The 15,382-nt window shown below is 52.6% G+C and carries 15 protein-coding genes; 4 read left to right on the top strand and 11 right to left on the bottom strand.

The features are described 5' to 3' along the window. Positions 1-24: 24 nt before the first annotated feature. A complete protein-coding gene (locus LZ463_RS04475) occupies positions 25-855 on the bottom strand; it encodes a hypothetical protein (RefSeq protein WP_241454230.1) in 831 nt (276 codons plus the stop codon). Between the two features lie 209 nt (positions 856-1,064). Here LZ463_RS04475 and LZ463_RS04480 point away from each other — a divergent pair, with 209 nt between their 5' ends. Further along, entirely contained in the window at positions 1,065-2,390 is a 1,326-nt protein-coding gene (locus LZ463_RS04480; protein ID WP_241454232.1) for a hypothetical protein, read from the top strand. A 34-nt stretch (positions 2,391-2,424) separates the two neighbouring features. Here the strand turns inward: LZ463_RS04480 and LZ463_RS04485 are convergent, their stop codons facing one another. The 4 genes from LZ463_RS04485 to LZ463_RS04500 form a co-directional block, all read right to left on the bottom strand. Beyond that, positions 2,425-3,216 (bottom strand): LytR/AlgR family response regulator transcription factor, encoded by a 792-nt coding sequence (locus LZ463_RS04485; protein WP_241454235.1) that lies wholly within the window; start codon positions 3,214-3,216, stop codon positions 2,425-2,427. A gap of 19 nt (positions 3,217-3,235) precedes the next feature. After that, positions 3,236-4,120, bottom strand: coding sequence for a sensor histidine kinase (locus LZ463_RS04490; RefSeq protein ID WP_241454236.1), 885 nt, complete (start codon positions 4,118-4,120; stop codon positions 3,236-3,238). A 32-nt stretch (positions 4,121-4,152) separates the two neighbouring features. After that, positions 4,153-4,554 carry a hypothetical protein gene (locus LZ463_RS04495; protein ID WP_241454238.1) on the bottom strand — a complete coding sequence of 134 codons (402 nt, stop codon included), beginning with the start codon at positions 4,552-4,554 and terminating at the stop codon, positions 4,153-4,155. 127 nt (positions 4,555-4,681) lie between these two features. Continuing rightward, a complete protein-coding gene (locus LZ463_RS04500) occupies positions 4,682-5,314 on the bottom strand; it encodes an ATP phosphoribosyltransferase regulatory subunit (RefSeq protein WP_241454240.1) in 633 nt (210 codons plus the stop codon). 107 nt (positions 5,315-5,421) lie between these two features. Between LZ463_RS04500 and LZ463_RS04505 the strand changes: the two genes are divergently transcribed. Next, positions 5,422-5,697, top strand: a complete 276-nt coding sequence (locus LZ463_RS04505) for a hypothetical protein (protein WP_241454242.1) — start codon at positions 5,422-5,424, stop codon at positions 5,695-5,697. A 51-nt stretch (positions 5,698-5,748) separates the two neighbouring features. On the opposite strand, the gene LZ463_RS04510 is transcribed toward LZ463_RS04505, so the two are convergent. Next, entirely contained in the window at positions 5,749-5,886 is a 138-nt protein-coding gene (locus tag LZ463_RS04510) for a hypothetical protein (protein WP_241454244.1), read from the bottom strand. A gap of 67 nt (positions 5,887-5,953) precedes the next feature. Here LZ463_RS04510 and LZ463_RS04515 point away from each other — a divergent pair, with 67 nt between their 5' ends. Beyond that, positions 5,954-8,197 carry a M9 family metallopeptidase gene (locus LZ463_RS04515; protein WP_241454245.1) on the top strand — a complete coding sequence of 748 codons (2,244 nt, stop codon included), beginning with the start codon at positions 5,954-5,956 and terminating at the stop codon, positions 8,195-8,197. A 210-nt stretch (positions 8,198-8,407) separates the two neighbouring features. Next, positions 8,408-8,782 (top strand): VOC family protein, encoded by a 375-nt coding sequence (locus LZ463_RS04520; protein ID WP_277623926.1) that lies wholly within the window; start codon positions 8,408-8,410, stop codon positions 8,780-8,782. A gap of 12 nt (positions 8,783-8,794) precedes the next feature. On the opposite strand, the gene pyk is transcribed toward LZ463_RS04520, so the two are convergent. The 5 genes from pyk to gcl form a co-directional block, all read right to left on the bottom strand. After that, positions 8,795-10,219, bottom strand: coding sequence for a pyruvate kinase (pyk, locus tag LZ463_RS04525; RefSeq protein WP_241454248.1), 1,425 nt, complete (start codon positions 10,217-10,219; stop codon positions 8,795-8,797). An 81-nt stretch (positions 10,220-10,300) separates the two neighbouring features. Beyond that, positions 10,301-11,569, bottom strand: coding sequence for a glycerate kinase type-2 family protein (locus LZ463_RS04530; RefSeq protein ID WP_241454250.1), 1,269 nt, complete (start codon positions 11,567-11,569; stop codon positions 10,301-10,303). A gap of 152 nt (positions 11,570-11,721) precedes the next feature. After that, positions 11,722-12,612, bottom strand: a complete 891-nt coding sequence (glxR, locus tag LZ463_RS04535; RefSeq protein WP_241454252.1) for a 2-hydroxy-3-oxopropionate reductase — start codon at positions 12,610-12,612, stop codon at positions 11,722-11,724. Between the two features lie 61 nt (positions 12,613-12,673). Further along, on the bottom strand, positions 12,674-13,453 hold the full coding sequence (gene hyi / locus LZ463_RS04540; RefSeq protein WP_241454253.1) for a hydroxypyruvate isomerase: 780 nt from the start codon (positions 13,451-13,453) through the stop codon (positions 12,674-12,676). A gap of 114 nt (positions 13,454-13,567) precedes the next feature. Next, positions 13,568-15,343 (bottom strand): glyoxylate carboligase, encoded by a 1,776-nt coding sequence (gcl, locus tag LZ463_RS04545; RefSeq protein ID WP_241454302.1) that lies wholly within the window; start codon positions 15,341-15,343, stop codon positions 13,568-13,570. Positions 15,344-15,382 lie beyond the last annotated feature (39 nt).

The raw sequence follows: 15,382 nt of genomic DNA on the forward strand, positions 1-15,382 counted from the left end.
TGATCTGCCAGAAACCAACAGGCATCAGACAGTCATTGCATTCCTGAGCGCAGTCTTTTCCTGTTCGGTGAAATCCAGCGAAGTCAGGTCTTCATTCATCAGTATCACATGCTTGCTACCCTTGACTGCAACAGCGAGCACCATGTCTGCGCGGTTTGGCAAAAACAGCGGGCCTTCCTTTTTGCGCATGATATGACTGCGTTTTTTGGTGACGCCGTCTATCGTGGTTTCAAACCGTACGACACGTTCATTCTGTATATGCGTGACCTTGGCCAGCACAGGCTGCAATTCAGGCTTTTCTTTCGCGATGCGGTTGAAAGCATAAGTCTGCCTGGCAGAGAACAGTGAGCCGACGAACAGGCCGCCAAAGAGGACGGCGAATGACAGTATCATGAAAAAGCGGTTGGTCATATGTTCAACTGCAATCGTGGTCGTGATCATGCCCGGGTCTGTTCTTGACCTGATCGCATCAGTGGACAATGATGGTTCAAAACTGACGAACCAGAAACTGTGCTTGATCTCTTTCGCGACAGTCTCCTGCGGCGTGGGCAGGTACTTGATCTTGACGTCACAATCGACAAAAATCACTTTGCGCGTCTTGCAGGAACCATGGATTTCCGCCTGTGTGTCAAGAACCGGGTCTTTTGATACCTTATAATCGTAGATCAGATCTGGTACTGTCATATACAGCAAACCCAGCAGCATGAGCAGGCAGGCAAAGCCCAGCCCGAGAGCCACCAGTACACCTTGCTTGCCAGAAGCCAGGATAGTCATACGGCGCTTGGGGAAAGCACGTGTAATCGCCGCAAACTGGTCAGCCGCCGGTGTATGGGTGTACTGGGGTAACGAGGACATATTTTGTTCCCTCAATAGGGTGAATAATTGAGCTTGTACTTTTTTGACAGGCTGAAAGTATCGTGGAATCAAAATTGTCAGGCCAAGATTATTTCAATTTTTTACAAATTACCAACTTTATTACGTATTGGCACTCATCCCGTACAAAGCAGCTTTACTACTGAAAAAGCTAAAAAACATTTCCCTATTGCATGAAAAAAGAGCTTTCATTGAGCGCCGATCAACACAAATCCTTACAAGAATATTTCTTTCATAGCCTGACGTTGGGTACAGGCAAAGCGATGTTGCTGATGAGAGAACATCCACAAACCGATTTTTCAAGACAAATCCTCGCGGCTGCGTTAAAAAACCTAGCTTATGATAAGCAATGTGAAGGTAGCCGCGCAGCGTATCTGTACCGCTTGATCAAAAAGTCGCGGCACAAAGACTGGCTGATCAAAACCATACTGGAGAAACTTTTACTTAAAAAGCCTGATGACTATGGCACAGACCAGTTGTGTGAACTTGCTCTTTGTTTTTATCACGATGGCATCCTGGCGGCCAAGGACACCTTGCTGGAAAGATTCGACAAATCCTTCACAGATGGCTACGAGTTATGCGGCAAAGACGAATTATTGAGCATGACAGGTATCGCTGGCCTGCTCAGGATTGCCGAAAAAATCGGTCAGCTACCCGAGGATGTCAGGTCAGATTATGCAGACCGCTGGCGTGTCGATGATTTTCAGAAAGCACACCCAGCCATCGATGTCTATGGCGAACTGAAGAAAGCAGGCAACACTAATATCGCCATACATAACTACCTCGATCTGATACTGGCGGAAGAGCAGCGGAAACGCTATCGACGCTCAAAAATAACTCCATATTCCATTCAGGATATTGAAGATGTCATCAGTGAAGATACTCGCTTCTGTCATTTCTGGCGCTCCCGCGTCGAACTGATGAACGAGGCAGATATTGCGCATGTCGCACATCGTTTTCTTGAAGAAAAGGATAGCATCCGGCAAACGAAGTACCTGCGCTTTTTCAGCCAGACAAAATACCCCTTTGATTACTCAGCGATATTAAGACTTGCCGGAAAAAGAAAGATCAGGGACTCACGTCTTATCTCCAATGCCGTCAAGGCTTTGGGTTATTTCAAGGGTGACGATATCCGAGCGCTGGCCCTGAAGAAATTTTCCTCGGTCAAAACACCCAGCGAGTATCTGGAACTGCTGATCAGCAATTACCAGGCTGGCGATGCGGATATGCTGACCGAACTCATCTTGCGCTCAGATGACTTCCATCATGTGCATGACCTGGCCTATGGCGTCATCGCTATTTACCGTGCCAATCCCGGACCTGACTGCAAAGCTCCTCTGGAGGCGCTGTACCATCACATGAATTGCAGTATCCACAGACTGGACCTGGTGGAAATGCTGGAAGAAAACGATGTGCTTTCTGATGAAATCCTCAAAGAAATGGCTTTTGACTCGGAGGAGCGCATACGGGCAATTTCTCGGCGGATAAACAAAGCAAAGAAACAGGCTGTATCCTGAATATGAACCAGCAATGGATACAACCTGTTCGTGCTCACATCTGCTGAAACAGATGTGTATGGTTACGGCTGACTTCGAGTTTTTCGGTATGGCCTTTCAGTGCAACCAGCTGGCGACCACGGAAATCGCGGCTGACTTCGGCGATGGCGGATACGCGCACCAGGGTAGAGCGGTGTATGCGCCAGAATTCTTTGGGGTCGAGTTCATCTTCGAGCTCCTTGAGTGATTTGCGTATCAGGTATTCAGCCTGCTCAGTCTGCACCAGCGTGTACTTTTCATCCGAACGGAAAAACAGGATTTCCTTGGTACTGACCATGCGCAGGCTGCTGCCAACGCTGGCCTGTATCCAGCGCAGGTATTCACGGTTCTGCCCCTGGTGTTGCATCAGCTGGGTCAGCAATTGTTCGACCTGGTTTGCCTGGCTGGTTTGTGGCGGTGCGCTGGCCTTTTTTTCCGCCTGTTGCAGGCTCAGTCTTTGTTGCAGGCGCTGGCAGGTAGCTGTCAGTCTTTCGAGGTCGACGGGCTTGAGCAGGTAATCCATGGCGCCACGCTCGAAAGCCTGTATCGCGTATTCATCATAGGCTGTGACAAATACCAGCAAGGCGTTTTTTGCCAGCGTGCTGGCAGCTTCTATGCCGTTTTTGCCCGGCATGCGTATGTCGAGAAAGATGATGTCGGGCTGGCGGTTTTCAGCCTCTTCGATGGCGGCGATGCCATTGGCAGCTTCGGCGATGATTTCCAGTTCTGGCCAGGCCTGCTTCAGGCGTGATTTTAATTGTTCGCGTAAAGGTGCTTCATCATCCACTACCATTGCTGTAGCCTTCATCGACGTCTCTTCCCTGTTTTCAATTGTTATGATCTGCTGGTATCTGTATGCGCAAGGTCGCACCACCGTCTTGCGGTGCTTCTATGATCAATTGCGCCTTGCCGCCATATAATACTTTAAGTCGTTCACGAATATTACTAAGACCTATGCCATCATCAGCATGCATGTTGAAGCCGACGCCGGTATCGCTGACTTCTACCTGTATATCGCTGCCAACCTGACGGGCGGCAATATGGATATGCCCACCCGTGGTCTTGGGTTCCAGACCATGCTTGATGGAATTCTCGACCAGGGTCTGTATCATCATTGATGGAAAAGATACGTGCTCCAGCGCTGAAGGCAAGTCTATGTCATAGCTGAGCCTGTCCCCCATACGCGCCTGCATGATGTTGAGATAGGCCCGCGACATGTCCATTTGCTGGCCCAGCTTACCGCCGCCTGGCTGGCGTATCTGCGGCAGGGCAGAACGCAGGTATTTGATCAGGTGATTCTGTACGATGCTGGCCTGTGCCGGATTGGTCTCTATCAATTGCCCTATCAGGGCCAGAGTATTGAACAGGAAGTGTGGTTCTATCTGCGCCTGCAGGGCAGCCATTTCTGCTTCGAGCAGACGTCTCTCCAGGGCTTCGACATCAGCACGGGTGGCGGCAGCAGTGGCGGCAATCTCGGCGCGACGTTTGCCGCCTGCCAGTATCTTGATCAGGATGGAAGAAAACACCAGGGCCGGTACAAAGCCTTCCAGCCCCAGGGCACCGCCTATCATCATGGCGATCAGTGATGCGATCAGCAGATAACCCCAGGACACCACGGCCAGCCAGTCAAAAAACTTCCACCAGGCGACCCGCACTGTTTCAGCAATGTCGGACAGCAGGTTCAGTAAATTATTATCTTCGCGGCGTTGCATGATGTTCCCAGCTTATGCAGTAAAAAATGGTTTCAGTTTTCTGTGACTTCTACGACGTGCTGATGCTCTTTCCCGCCAAAGAATTTGATGATCAGTGCACCGAATACCAAAAATTTTGCCAACCCGGAAAGTTCAATGATGCCACCGATGATCAGGCCCAGCAAAGAAACCAGCAGGAATTTTTTCCAGGACACGCTGACTACCCAGTCAAAGCTGGTGTGCCAGAGATAGACCAGAGTCTCGCCAAGGTTTTTTGCAAAGTCGAGTACTGGGTTATTGTTGATGGTTTTCATGGTATCTGCTCCCTCGTTATTGGTTGTTTTACTGGTTTGTCCATTGGTCTGGTCTGTTTGACCGGATGCCTCATTGTTTTCTGGCTGGGTATCCATTCTTTGCTCCCTTTCCATGTTAGCGGAGCGGTTTTGTGCTCCCATGTCTGCACAATAGCAAGCCCGCCTGCCCGATCATAGTTGCCTGAGACTAACAGTGGATTGAGCAGGTTTAACGGTTGTTTGGAACGACGAATGGATGCCCGGGCATGCCTTGCTGCCCAGGCTTTCTCTATTTGCACAGCATCAAACGGTCAAAGCCTATGGCAAACCCCATGCCCTGTCGGTAGCTACCGCCACCGACCACCTGTTTTTGTGCACCCAGACCGGGTACAGCGATTTCAAAGCCGTCTTCCGTGTAGTAATCAAGGCCACGCTTGACGGACCTGGCGACTCCAAATGCACTGGTTTTCAGGGCAACCATCTGCTCTGCCAGAGCGAGTAATTCATCACGACAGGAAGGGTTGTCGGGATTGATGACTTCCAGGCCGAACTGGAAAAATTCCCTGTAACGCCCCTCTTGTGGCTTTTCATAACGCCAGCATCGTTCGAAATACCAGAGTTTGACATTCTTCCTTTGTTTGTAGTGTTTGTCGGCGATCAATTGTATGGTGGCCGTGCCTTCCGGGCGCAGGCACAGGGGCCGGGCCTTTTTATCAGGGAAAACATACATTTGCCCCAGTATCTCTGGCCCTGCCTTGTTGACATAGACACTGGCCGGCTCCAGCGAAGGCAGGATGATTTCATTAAAACCATTTGCCTCGGCAATAGCGATAAGCTGATTCAACAACAGGCGGCGCTGCCTGGTTTCTTCGCCAGTGATGATGCGTACACCCCTGGCTTGTTCTTCTATTCTTAATTCCATAAAAACTCCATCAAATGAAAAAGCCCTCTGAGTCTGGCTGAGAGGGCTTTCCTGATGGCGGGCTTCATTCACCCAGGCAATAGCTCTCCCAGCCGCAGATGTGGCAGATGATGGACAGCGTGCAAAGTGTAATTGGAGAAAGAAATCATGGCTATGATCTTAAGTTTTGCTGTGATTTCTGTCAATTATGGATATTTCCTTATCCTGCTGAATTTTTAATCGAAGCCAACAAAAATTCTGTCTGTTACGGTTTATTACATTTAAACGGAACTTTATATTTAATTCTTCAAAATACAGAACTGCAAATTTCGTCAGAATTATTAATTACCCAATTTTGTGGTTTTGTTATTTTTGGTATAGATATTTATAAAATATATTACTAATATATTTCCGTTGAGTGCTTATGCATTCAGCAAATAAGATGCACCAAATCCTCAAGATTTCTGGGTTGGCAGCATCTGAAACGCAAGAGTGGCGGCATGGTAAACCATGTCGCCACTCTTGCCTATATAGGGAGTGCAAACAATTTCTTTAGCGCGGCCAGGCTCTATGCCGCTGCAGGTACTGCTCATGTCAGTCACCTGCCAAAGTAGCTAAGGGGGATGTTTTGCCTTAAAAACCATCAGGGAGACGTATTACATGTTATATCCAACCAAAAAAGTAGTGAGCGCAGGCGGCTTGCTGGCCGTGCTGTTGTCCAACCTGGCCTTTGCCGTGGATGCTGAAGACCACGGCAACAGACTCAAGCAGGCGCCCATGCCACATCAAAGGCTGAGCCTGCCACCATCAGCAGAGCAGAAGAAATTCAACCTGCCGCCAACCAATGCTCCGCGCCTGGACCTGGGCATAGCCAACAAGGCACAAAAGTCCATGATGGCGCCGCCACCGTCGGCTGATTGCAGCAATATGACAACACTGGGCAGTTACAGCGGCGATGCACTGGCGACTTATATCGTCAATCTGCCAAGCTACGAATGTCACTATGGCCTGTTCTCGCTGAACGCCACTGACGCAGCAAAAATTTATTCACCAGCTAATTTCAGCGCTGTCGTCAACCGCTTTGCACAAGAGGCTGCCAACTACAACGCCAGCAATATGGCGCTGGTGAATTTGATCATTTACCTGCGTGCCGGTTATTACCTGGCCGATGGCGGCACTATGCCTGCACCGGCAGCCAGCCTGATAACGGCCATGCGCGGCCCTATCAAGCAACTGCTGGATGGCAATCAGTTGTTCAAACAAAATGCGCAGGGACCAAGCACTGCCTCAGAAACACTGAAACTGGTAACCAACCTGCATGATGAAGCTTACTACCTGTCCAGTGTCAAAGACATTATCACCCGCTATACCAATACGGCAGCCAATCCCAACGCGACTGACGCGCTGAAATCTTCCTCTGCAGCAGACGGCTATACATCGGCACTGACAGTGCTGTTCTACGGCCATTCACGTGCGGATGCCGGTCCCATATTGAGAAATGATATTTCCTATGCGACGGCACTGAACAACTTCATCGTTAACAACCGCACAGCCCTGCTGGGCACCAGCCTGGAATACCAGCTTGGTGATACCGAGAATGAGGCTTTCCGCTTCATGCAGTATCCCAACCTGCTGCCTGCAGTCAAACCCATGGTCAAGTACCAGCTCAGCCATGCCAGCATGACTGGCAGCGACAGCCTGCTATGGCTCAATGCGGCATCCGCTGTCAAATACTATGACAACGCCAATTGCTCAGAATATGGCACTTGCAACTTTGAGACCACGCTGGCCAATAACGTGCTGAAAAACAGTTATACCTGCAGCCCCAGTATCAAGATCCGTGCACAGGACATGACAACGGCACAGATGCAGGACTCTTGCGCGATGCTGGCAACGGAAGAAAATTACTTCCACACCATGCTGCAAAGCAAGCGCCAGCCTGTCGCCGGTGACAACAACACTTCACTCGAAGTGGTGGTGTTTGATGACTATACCAACTACAGCAAATATGCCTCACTGATCTACGGTATAGATACCAATAACGGCGGCATGTATCTGGAAGGTGACCCAAGTTCAACCACCAACCAGGCCCGCTTCATCGCACATGAAGCATCGTGGCTGCGCCCTACCTTCCAGGTCTGGAACCTGCAGCATGAATTTGTCCATTACCTTGATGGCCGGTTCGACATGAAGGGCGACTTTAGCGCCGGCACGGCCAAGCCCACAGTCTGGTGGATAGAGGGTATTGCTGAATACCTGTCATTGAAAAACAATGACCAGAAAGCCATAGACGCAGCAAAAACCGGTACCTACAAGCTGAGCCAGATATTTGGCAACACCTATTCCATGGCTGACTATGTCAATCGTGCGTATAGCTGGGGCTATATGGCTACCCGCTTCATGATGGAAAAACATCGTAGCGATGTGGATGCGGTCATCGCCAAGTTCCGCGTTGGTGATTATGACGGCTACCAGACCTATATGAACAATATAGGTACACGTTATGACAATGAGTTTACGTCCTGGGTAGCGGCCGCCACGACTGCTGGTGAACCACCATTGCCAGTTGATAACAGCCTGCCTGAATGTGCTGCCGGTAGTTACCTCGGTAAAAACTGTGTGAAACGTAATTTTGCTTCCAGCACACAAGCCTACACCTACATCATGGTGCCAGCCGGTGCGAAAAACCTCAAGCTGACCACCAGCGGCGGTACTGGCGATGTAGACCTGTATGTATCCATGGACAAATACCCAAGCACAGGTATCTATGACTACGCATCGGTGAAGAGCGGCAATGATGAAAGTGTCACCATCGCCAACCCAACGGCCAATCGCTGGTACTACATCATGCTCAATGCCAGACAGAGTTTCTCTGGTGTGAGTGTGTCGGCGACTTACGACTGATAGCAGCAGACTGAAGGCTTGCAAACAGCTGCAGGCCACCTATAAAAAGTATTCGAGTGTTGGGGCAGGCATGCAAGGTGCCTGCCCTTTTTTTATCTGCACCAGAAAGTACATGGACCATGCTTAATCAATATGCTGCTTTTTTGCTATCCTGTCTGTATACCTGAACTTGCTCAGGCATACAGAATCAACAACTCACAGGAGATCAAGATGCATAAAAGCCGATTAGCATGTTTTGTAATTGATTGCCAGGTGGATGATATTACCCCGGGGGCCGATTTCTGGGCTGGAGCACTGGGCTACCCTGCCGGAGATGCCGATGAAAAATACGTCGTTCTTGACGCCACACCCACCGGTCCGAAAATGCTGTTGCAGAAGGTCGAGCACCCCAGCCGCATCCACCTCGATATAGAAACCGATAACAAGGAAGCAGAGGTACAACGCCTGGAAAAACTCGGTGCAAAAGTCGTCAAAGTCATGGAGCGCTGGATCGTCATGGAAGCACCGACGGGACACCGGTTTTGCGTCGTCAACCCGCAGCGCCCCGATTTCCACGAGGCCGCTGATGTCAATATCTGGGAGTGATCGCCGTTTGTGTCAGGACTGTGGCCAGATTTCGGCTATCCGCAGCAGATTTGTGGAACCGGGCTGACCAAAAGGGACACCGGCAGTAATCGCTATCTGTTCGCCGACTTGCGCCAGGCCTTCCTGCCAGGCAGTATTGCAGGCAGTGGCGACCAGCATATTTTCATTCGGTACGGCATCGCTGAAGGTGGAATGCACGCCCCAGACCAGGGCCAGGCGACGTGCCGTTGCCGGCCTGGGGGTAATGCTCAGTATCGGCGCCATCGGCCTTTCGCGGGCGGCGCGCAGGCTGGTATGGCCGGAGCTGGTGTAAGTCACCGTGGTAACTGCACCGACTATCTGCGTGACTTCGCGCAGGGCAGCACAGATGGCATCACCCTTATTGTTCTGCGGCGTCTCATGCTGGGCGGCGATCATGTTTTTGTACAACGGGTCGCGTTCAACTTCGGTGATGATGCGGTCCATGATCTGCACTGCCGCTACCGGGTAGGCACCACTGGCCGACTCTGCCGACAGCATGACGGCATCAGCACCGTCGTAAATCGCGCTGGCGACATCAGACGCTTCAGCCCGTGTCGGCACCGGTGCGGTGATCATCGATTCCAGCATTTGCGTGGCAATGACGATGGGCTTGCCGTGACTGCGGCAAACACGCAGTATGCGCTTTTGTACGCCAGGTACACGTTCCGGCGGCAACTCTACGCCGAGGTCGCCACGCGCCACCATGATGGCGTCTGACACGCTGACGATTTCTTCCAGCCTGTCGAGCGCCGCCGGTTTTTCCAGCTTGGCCAGTACCCCGGCGCGGCCATCGACCAGGGCCCTGGCTTCAAGCACATCTTCAGGTCTTTGCACGAAGGACAGGGCTATCCAGTCTGCCCCCATGTCAAGCGCAAATGCCAGGTCACGTCTGTCTTTTTCTGTCAGTGCCGGTATCGGCAAAACAGCATCGGGCACATTGACACCCTTGCGGTCAGACAACACACCGCCATTGATGACGCGGGTGCGTATGCTGGTGCCATCGCTGTCTGTCACTTGCAGACGCAGCTTGCCGTCATCGAGCAATAGCGACTGGCCGGCAGTGATGACGGCAAATAACTCGGGGTGCGGCAGATGCACGCGCCTTGCATCTCCCGGCGTTGCGCGGTTATCGAGGACAAATTCCTGCCCGGCAATCAGGGTGACCTTGCCATCGCTGAACTGGCCGACACGCAGCTTGGGACCCTGCAGGTCTGCGAGGATAGCGATGGGCCGTCCCAGCTCACGCTCGATCTCGCGCACGATATGGCAGCGCAGTTGATGATCGGCATGCGAGCCATGACTGAAATTGAAACGGAAGACATCAGCACCAGCTTCAAACAATGCCTGTATGCTGGCTTTGTCATTACTGGCAGGCCCCAGTGTGGCCAGGATTTTTGCTTTGCGGTTACGACGCATGAGAGTCTTTCAATAATTTTGGGCGACAGCCTGCCCTGTGCTGTATGCACTGATAGTGGACTACTGTCGTATGGAGATTTTTTAAAGGATCAGGATGGCCCTGAAGTCATTGACATTGGTGCGCGTCGGCCCGCTGACAACCAGGTCATCCAGCGCACTGAAGAAACCATAGCCATCGTTATTGTCAAGCAGGCTGCGTGCGCGCAATTGCCTTGCTGCTGCGCGCGCAATGGAATCCGGAGCATACAACGCACCGGCATTGTCTTCCGAACCATCTATGCCGTCGGTATCACAGGCGATGGCATGGATGTCTGGGTGACCATCCAGTGCCACCGCCAGGCTCAGCAAAAATTCTGCATTGCGGCCACCGCGTCCCTTGCCGCGCACAGTCACCGTGGTTTCACCGCCAGAAATCAGCACGCAGGGCTTTTGAAACGGCTGGCCGTGTCTGGCCACCTGCTTTGCCAGTGCCGCATGGACCAGGGCAACATCGCGTGCTTCCCCTTCTATGCCATCCGACAGGATATAGGGCGTGATACCGGCAGCACGCGCAGTGGCGGCAGCGGCTTCCAAAGCTTCTTGCGCAGTTGCGATCACATGATGGGTGTGCCCAATGAAGCGTGCGTCCTCAGGTTTAGGGGTTTCCCCCTGGCCGCTTTCCAGGTGCTGCAATATTTCTGCCGGTATGGTGATATCGTACTTGCGCAAGATCGCCAGGGCCTCTGCGCAAGTTGTTGCATCGGGCAAGGTGGGGCCGCTGGCAATGATGCCGGGTTCATCACCGGGCACATCGGATATCAGCAAGGTCACGACACGGGCCGGTGCACAGGCCAGTGCAAGACGACCACCCTTGATAGCAGACAGGTGCTTACGCACACAATTCATTTCAGAAATTGCTGCGCCACTTTTCAGCAAAGCCTTGTTGATGGCCTGTTTCTGTTCCAGGCTGATGCCTTCGGCAGGCAGGGCCAGCAAGGCAGAGCCGCCACCAGAAATCAGGCACAGCACCAGATCATCCTGGCTCAGTCCTTGCACCATGTCTAGTATGCGTGCAGCGGCTTGTTTACCTGCTTCGTCGGGCACGGGGTGTGCCGCCTCCACCACTTCTATCTTGCGGCAGTCTGCCCCATGACCATAACGTGTCACCACCAGGCCAGAAAGTTCGCCCTGCCAGTGATCTTCAAGCACCTTGGCCATTGCAGCTGCACCTTTACCGGCGCCGATGACCAGGGTACGGCCTTTTTCTGGAGGTGCCGGCAGGAAAGCGGGCAGGCATTTCTCTGCACTGACGGCGGCGACTGCGCTGTTGTAAAGATCAAGCAGGAACTGGCGTGGGGCTAGGGTGCTCATTTGGGGCTTTCGTTAAAACGGGTGATGCTTATACAAAAACTGATCGCGTATTCCTTCCACTTGAAGGGGAAGGAGTCAAAATCAAGTATGCCTGCAAACAGCTTGCCTCCAGGTGAATTTTTTTCGTGCATCCACTTTTGAAGGCTAACAACTTATCCAGCCTGGGCAATCTCGTGATTCGACATGATCTCTATCGCCCGGCACAGGGCCGAGTGATCAAGGCCGCGCATACCGTTGGCTGAGCAGGCATTCATCAATTCCTGTGCCGTTGCGGTATTGGGCAAAGATACACCCAAAGCCTTTGCGCCTTGCAAGGCAAGATTCAAATCTTTTTGATGCAGCTCTATCCTGAAGCCGGGATTGAACGTGCGTTTGACCATGCGCTCACCATGCACTTCCAGTATACGGGATGCGGCAAAGCCGCCCATCAGCGCCTGGCGGACCCTGGCCGGGTCGGCACCGGCCTTGGAGGCAAACAGCAAGGCCTCGGCCACAGCCTGGATGTTCAGCGCAACGATGATCTGGTTGGCCACCTTGGTGGTCTGACCATCACCATTGCCACCCACCAGGGTAATGTTCTTGCCCATCAGTTCAAACAGGGGTTTGACCTTGTCAAAGGCGACTTCCGAGCCACCAACCATGATGGTCAGGCTGGCCGCTTTGGCGCCGACCTCTCCACCGGATACCGGAGCATCCAGGTATTCGCATTTCAATGCATTGATTTTTTTGGCGAAGTCCTTGGTGGCAATTGGCGAGATGGAGCTCATATCGACCACGATCTTGCCTGCTTCCAGACCGCCTGCCACACCATTTTCGCCAAACAGCGCCGCTTCCACATGCGGTGTGTCCGGCACCATGATGATGATGATGTCGGCACGTCTGGCGACTTCTTCACCGGAAGTACATACCGTTGCACCGCGTTCTATCAGTTCAAACGGCGGGTTCTTGATGTCGTGCAGGTAGAGCTTGTGACCACCTGCCTGCAAATGCCCTGCCATAGGGGCGCCCATGATACCCAAACCTATAAATCCAATTTTAGCCATGATAGTTCCTGATAATGTTAGTAGTCTGCTTAAGACCTCTGTGGTAAATGGTCTTGATTAATTAAAGACCATGCGACTTGATCCAGCCCAGGCCCGCGGCAGTGCCGCTACGTGGTTTGTATTCGCAGCCCACCCAGCCCTGGTAGCCCATGTCGGTCAGCGCTGCAAAAATGTTGCGGTAATTGATTTCACCCGTACCTGGTTCAAAACGGCCAGGGTTGTCGGCCAATTGTATATGCCTGATCTTGCCCAGATTGGTCTTGATGGTGTTGATCAGTTCACCTTCCATTCTTTGCATGTGATAGATGTCATATTGCGCAAAGATATTGTCCGACCCTGTCGCCTGTATCAATTCCAGCGCCTGTTGCATACCAGATAGAAAGAAGCCAGGAATGTCGAAGGTATTGATGGGTTCTATCAACAGGGCTATACCTTGTGCCTGCAATTTGTCAGCGGCATAACGCAGGTTGCTGACCAGCGTTGCCTGCGCTGTAGTGATGCTGAGATCAGCAGGACGTATGCCGACCAGGCAATTGACCTGCCTGACATCCAGAGCCCTGGCATAGGCGATGGCCAGATCAACGCCCTGGCGGAATTCTTCCACACGCTCTGGCAGGCAGGCGATGCCGCGTTCGCCCGCTTCCCAGTTACCGGCGGGCAGGTTATGCAAAACCAGTTGCAGCTTGTTGTCTTGCAATTGCTGTTTGATCTGATTGACTTCAAAGGCATACGGGAACAGAAATTCCACAGCCTTAAAGCCTGCATCTGCTGCAGCCTTGAAGCGCTCAAGAAAAGCATGTTCAGTAAACAGCATGCTCAGATTGGCGGCCAGTTTTGTCATGGTGACTCCTTGAAATGATTAGAACCATAAGCGCCCCGCAGCATTTGCTTCGCTGGCCGCAGGAGCTTATGGAGAGACTGGCGGGGAGGCCAGCCTCAGGAAAATGGAAATGCTTCAGTCCAGCAGGGCAATCGCCGTCGGTGCATGCCCGGCTTCTGTCGCCAGCTCTTCAAATTCATTGATATTGCTGATCTCGGTACCCATGGCGATATTGGTGACACGCTCAAGAATGATTTCAACGACGACAGGCACGCGGTATTCGCCCATCCAGCGTTTGGCCTGGGCAAAGGCATCAGCAATGGCGCTGGGCTCAGTCACCCGTATCGCCTTGCAACCCAGGCCCTCGACCACGGCAATGTGGTCGACACCATAGCCATTGAGTTCAGGTGCATTGATGTTTTCAAAGGCCAGTTGCACGCAGTAATCCATGTCAAAGCCGCGCTGCGCCTGGCGTATCAGACCCAGGTAAGAGTTATTGACGACCACATGCAGGTAAGGCAGCTTGAACTGGGCACCGACGGCCAGTTCTTCTATCATGAACTGGAAATCATAATCGCCTGAGATGGCAACGACCTGGCGTTGCGGGTCGGCCGCGCAAACACCGAGTGCAGCCGGTATGGTCCAGCCCAGCGGGCCCGCCTGGCCACAGTTGATCCAGTGGCGCGGGTAATACACATGCAGGAATTGCGCGGCCGCGATCTGCGACAAACCTATGGTGCTGACATAACAGGTTTCACGCCCCAGTGCCTTGTTCATTTCTTCATACACACGCTGCGGCTTGACCGGCACATTATCAAAATGCGTACGACGCAGCATGGTGCGCTTGCGTTCCTGGCACTCGGCCAGCCAGACAGAACGGTCCTTGAGCCTGCCCGCTTTCTTCCATTCCCTGGCGACATCGATGAACAGTTTCAGGGCCGCGCCTGCGTCCGAGACAATACCAAAATCGGGGCCGAAGACGCGACCGATCTGGGTCGGTTCGATATCAACGTGAACAAATTTTCTGTCCTTGGTAAATACATCGACAGAGCCGGTATGACGGTTGGCCCAGCGGTTACCTATGCCAAGTACAAAATCAGATGCCAGCATGGTCGCATTGCCATAACGGTGACTGGTTTGCAGACCGACCATGCCAGCCATTTGCGGATGGTCATCGGCAATGGCACCCCAGGCCATCAGCGTGGGAATGACAGGCACACCAGTCAGCTCGGCAAATTCAACCAGCAAGGCAGAAGCATCGGCATTGATGACACCGCCACCGGCAGTCAGCAAAGGGCGTTCTGCCTCATTGAGCATGGCCAGGGCTTTTTCTATCTGGGCGCGGCTGGCCCTGGGTTTGTAGACTTCCAGCGGCTGGTAAGTATCGGCATCAAATTCTATCTCTGCCATCTGTACATCAAAGGGCAGGTCGATCAGGACCGGGCCGGGACGACCAGAGCGCATCAGGTGAAAGGCCTGCTGGAATACCTGCGGCACCAGCGCCGGTTCGCGCACGGTGACCGCCCATTTGGTAACCGGTTTGGCAATCGACTCAATATCGACTGCCTGGAAGTCTTCTTTGTACAGACGCGCACGTGGCGCCTGGCCGGTAATACAAAGTATGGGTATGGAATCAGCCTGGGCAGAATACAAACCAGTAATCATATCGGTTCCCGCCGGGCCGGACGTACCTATGCAGACGCCGATATTGCCAGCCCTGGCGCGGGTATAACCTTCTGCCATGTGTGAAGCGCCTTCGACATGGCGCGCCAGGATATGCCTGATCGTGCCCTGCTTCTTCAACGCCGCATAGAACGGGTTGATGGCGGCGCCAGGTACGCCAAACGCCTGGCTGATACCTTCTTTTTCCAATACATAGGCGGCTGCCTGCGCAGCTGTCATCTTTGCCATGTTGTTCTCCGGTTTTCTTTGATTGGTTTGTGAATTGTT

The sequence above is a fragment of the Undibacterium paludis genome, from assembly GCF_022568815.1.
GTDB lineage: Bacteria > Pseudomonadota > Gammaproteobacteria > Burkholderiales > Burkholderiaceae_D > Undibacterium.

Excerpts from the sequence above, each read along its gene's own strand:
- LZ463_RS04475 (WP_241454230.1), bottom strand. The coding sequence starts at position 855 with ATGTCCTCGTTACCCCAGTACACCCATACACCGGCGGCTGACCAGTTT.
- LZ463_RS04485 (WP_241454235.1), bottom strand. The coding sequence starts at position 3,216 with ATGAAGGCTACAGCAATGGTAGTGGATGATGAAGCACCTTTACGCGAA.
- LZ463_RS04490 (WP_241454236.1), bottom strand. The coding sequence starts at position 4,120 with ATGCAACGCCGCGAAGATAATAATTTACTGAACCTGCTGTCCGACATT.
- LZ463_RS04495 (WP_241454238.1), bottom strand. The coding sequence starts at position 4,554 with ATGGGAGCACAAAACCGCTCCGCTAACATGGAAAGGGAGCAAAGAATG.
- LZ463_RS04500 (WP_241454240.1), bottom strand. The coding sequence starts at position 5,314 with ATGGAATTAAGAATAGAAGAACAAGCCAGGGGTGTACGCATCATCACT.
- LZ463_RS04505 (WP_241454242.1), top strand. The coding sequence starts at position 5,422 with ATGATGGACAGCGTGCAAAGTGTAATTGGAGAAAGAAATCATGGCTAT.
- LZ463_RS04510 (WP_241454244.1), bottom strand. The coding sequence starts at position 5,886 with ATGAGCAGTACCTGCAGCGGCATAGAGCCTGGCCGCGCTAAAGAAATT.
- LZ463_RS04515 (WP_241454245.1), top strand. The coding sequence starts at position 5,954 with ATGTTATATCCAACCAAAAAAGTAGTGAGCGCAGGCGGCTTGCTGGCC.
- LZ463_RS04520 (WP_277623926.1), top strand. The coding sequence starts at position 8,408 with ATGCATAAAAGCCGATTAGCATGTTTTGTAATTGATTGCCAGGTGGAT.
- pyk (WP_241454248.1), bottom strand. The coding sequence starts at position 10,219 with ATGCGTCGTAACCGCAAAGCAAAAATCCTGGCCACACTGGGGCCTGCC.
- LZ463_RS04530 (WP_241454250.1), bottom strand. The coding sequence starts at position 11,569 with ATGAGCACCCTAGCCCCACGCCAGTTCCTGCTTGATCTTTACAACAGC.
- glxR (WP_241454252.1), bottom strand. The coding sequence starts at position 12,612 with ATGGCTAAAATTGGATTTATAGGTTTGGGTATCATGGGCGCCCCTATG.
- hyi (WP_241454253.1), bottom strand. The coding sequence starts at position 13,453 with ATGACAAAACTGGCCGCCAATCTGAGCATGCTGTTTACTGAACATGCT.
- gcl (WP_241454302.1), bottom strand. The coding sequence starts at position 15,343 with ATGGCAAAGATGACAGCTGCGCAGGCAGCCGCCTATGTATTGGAAAAA.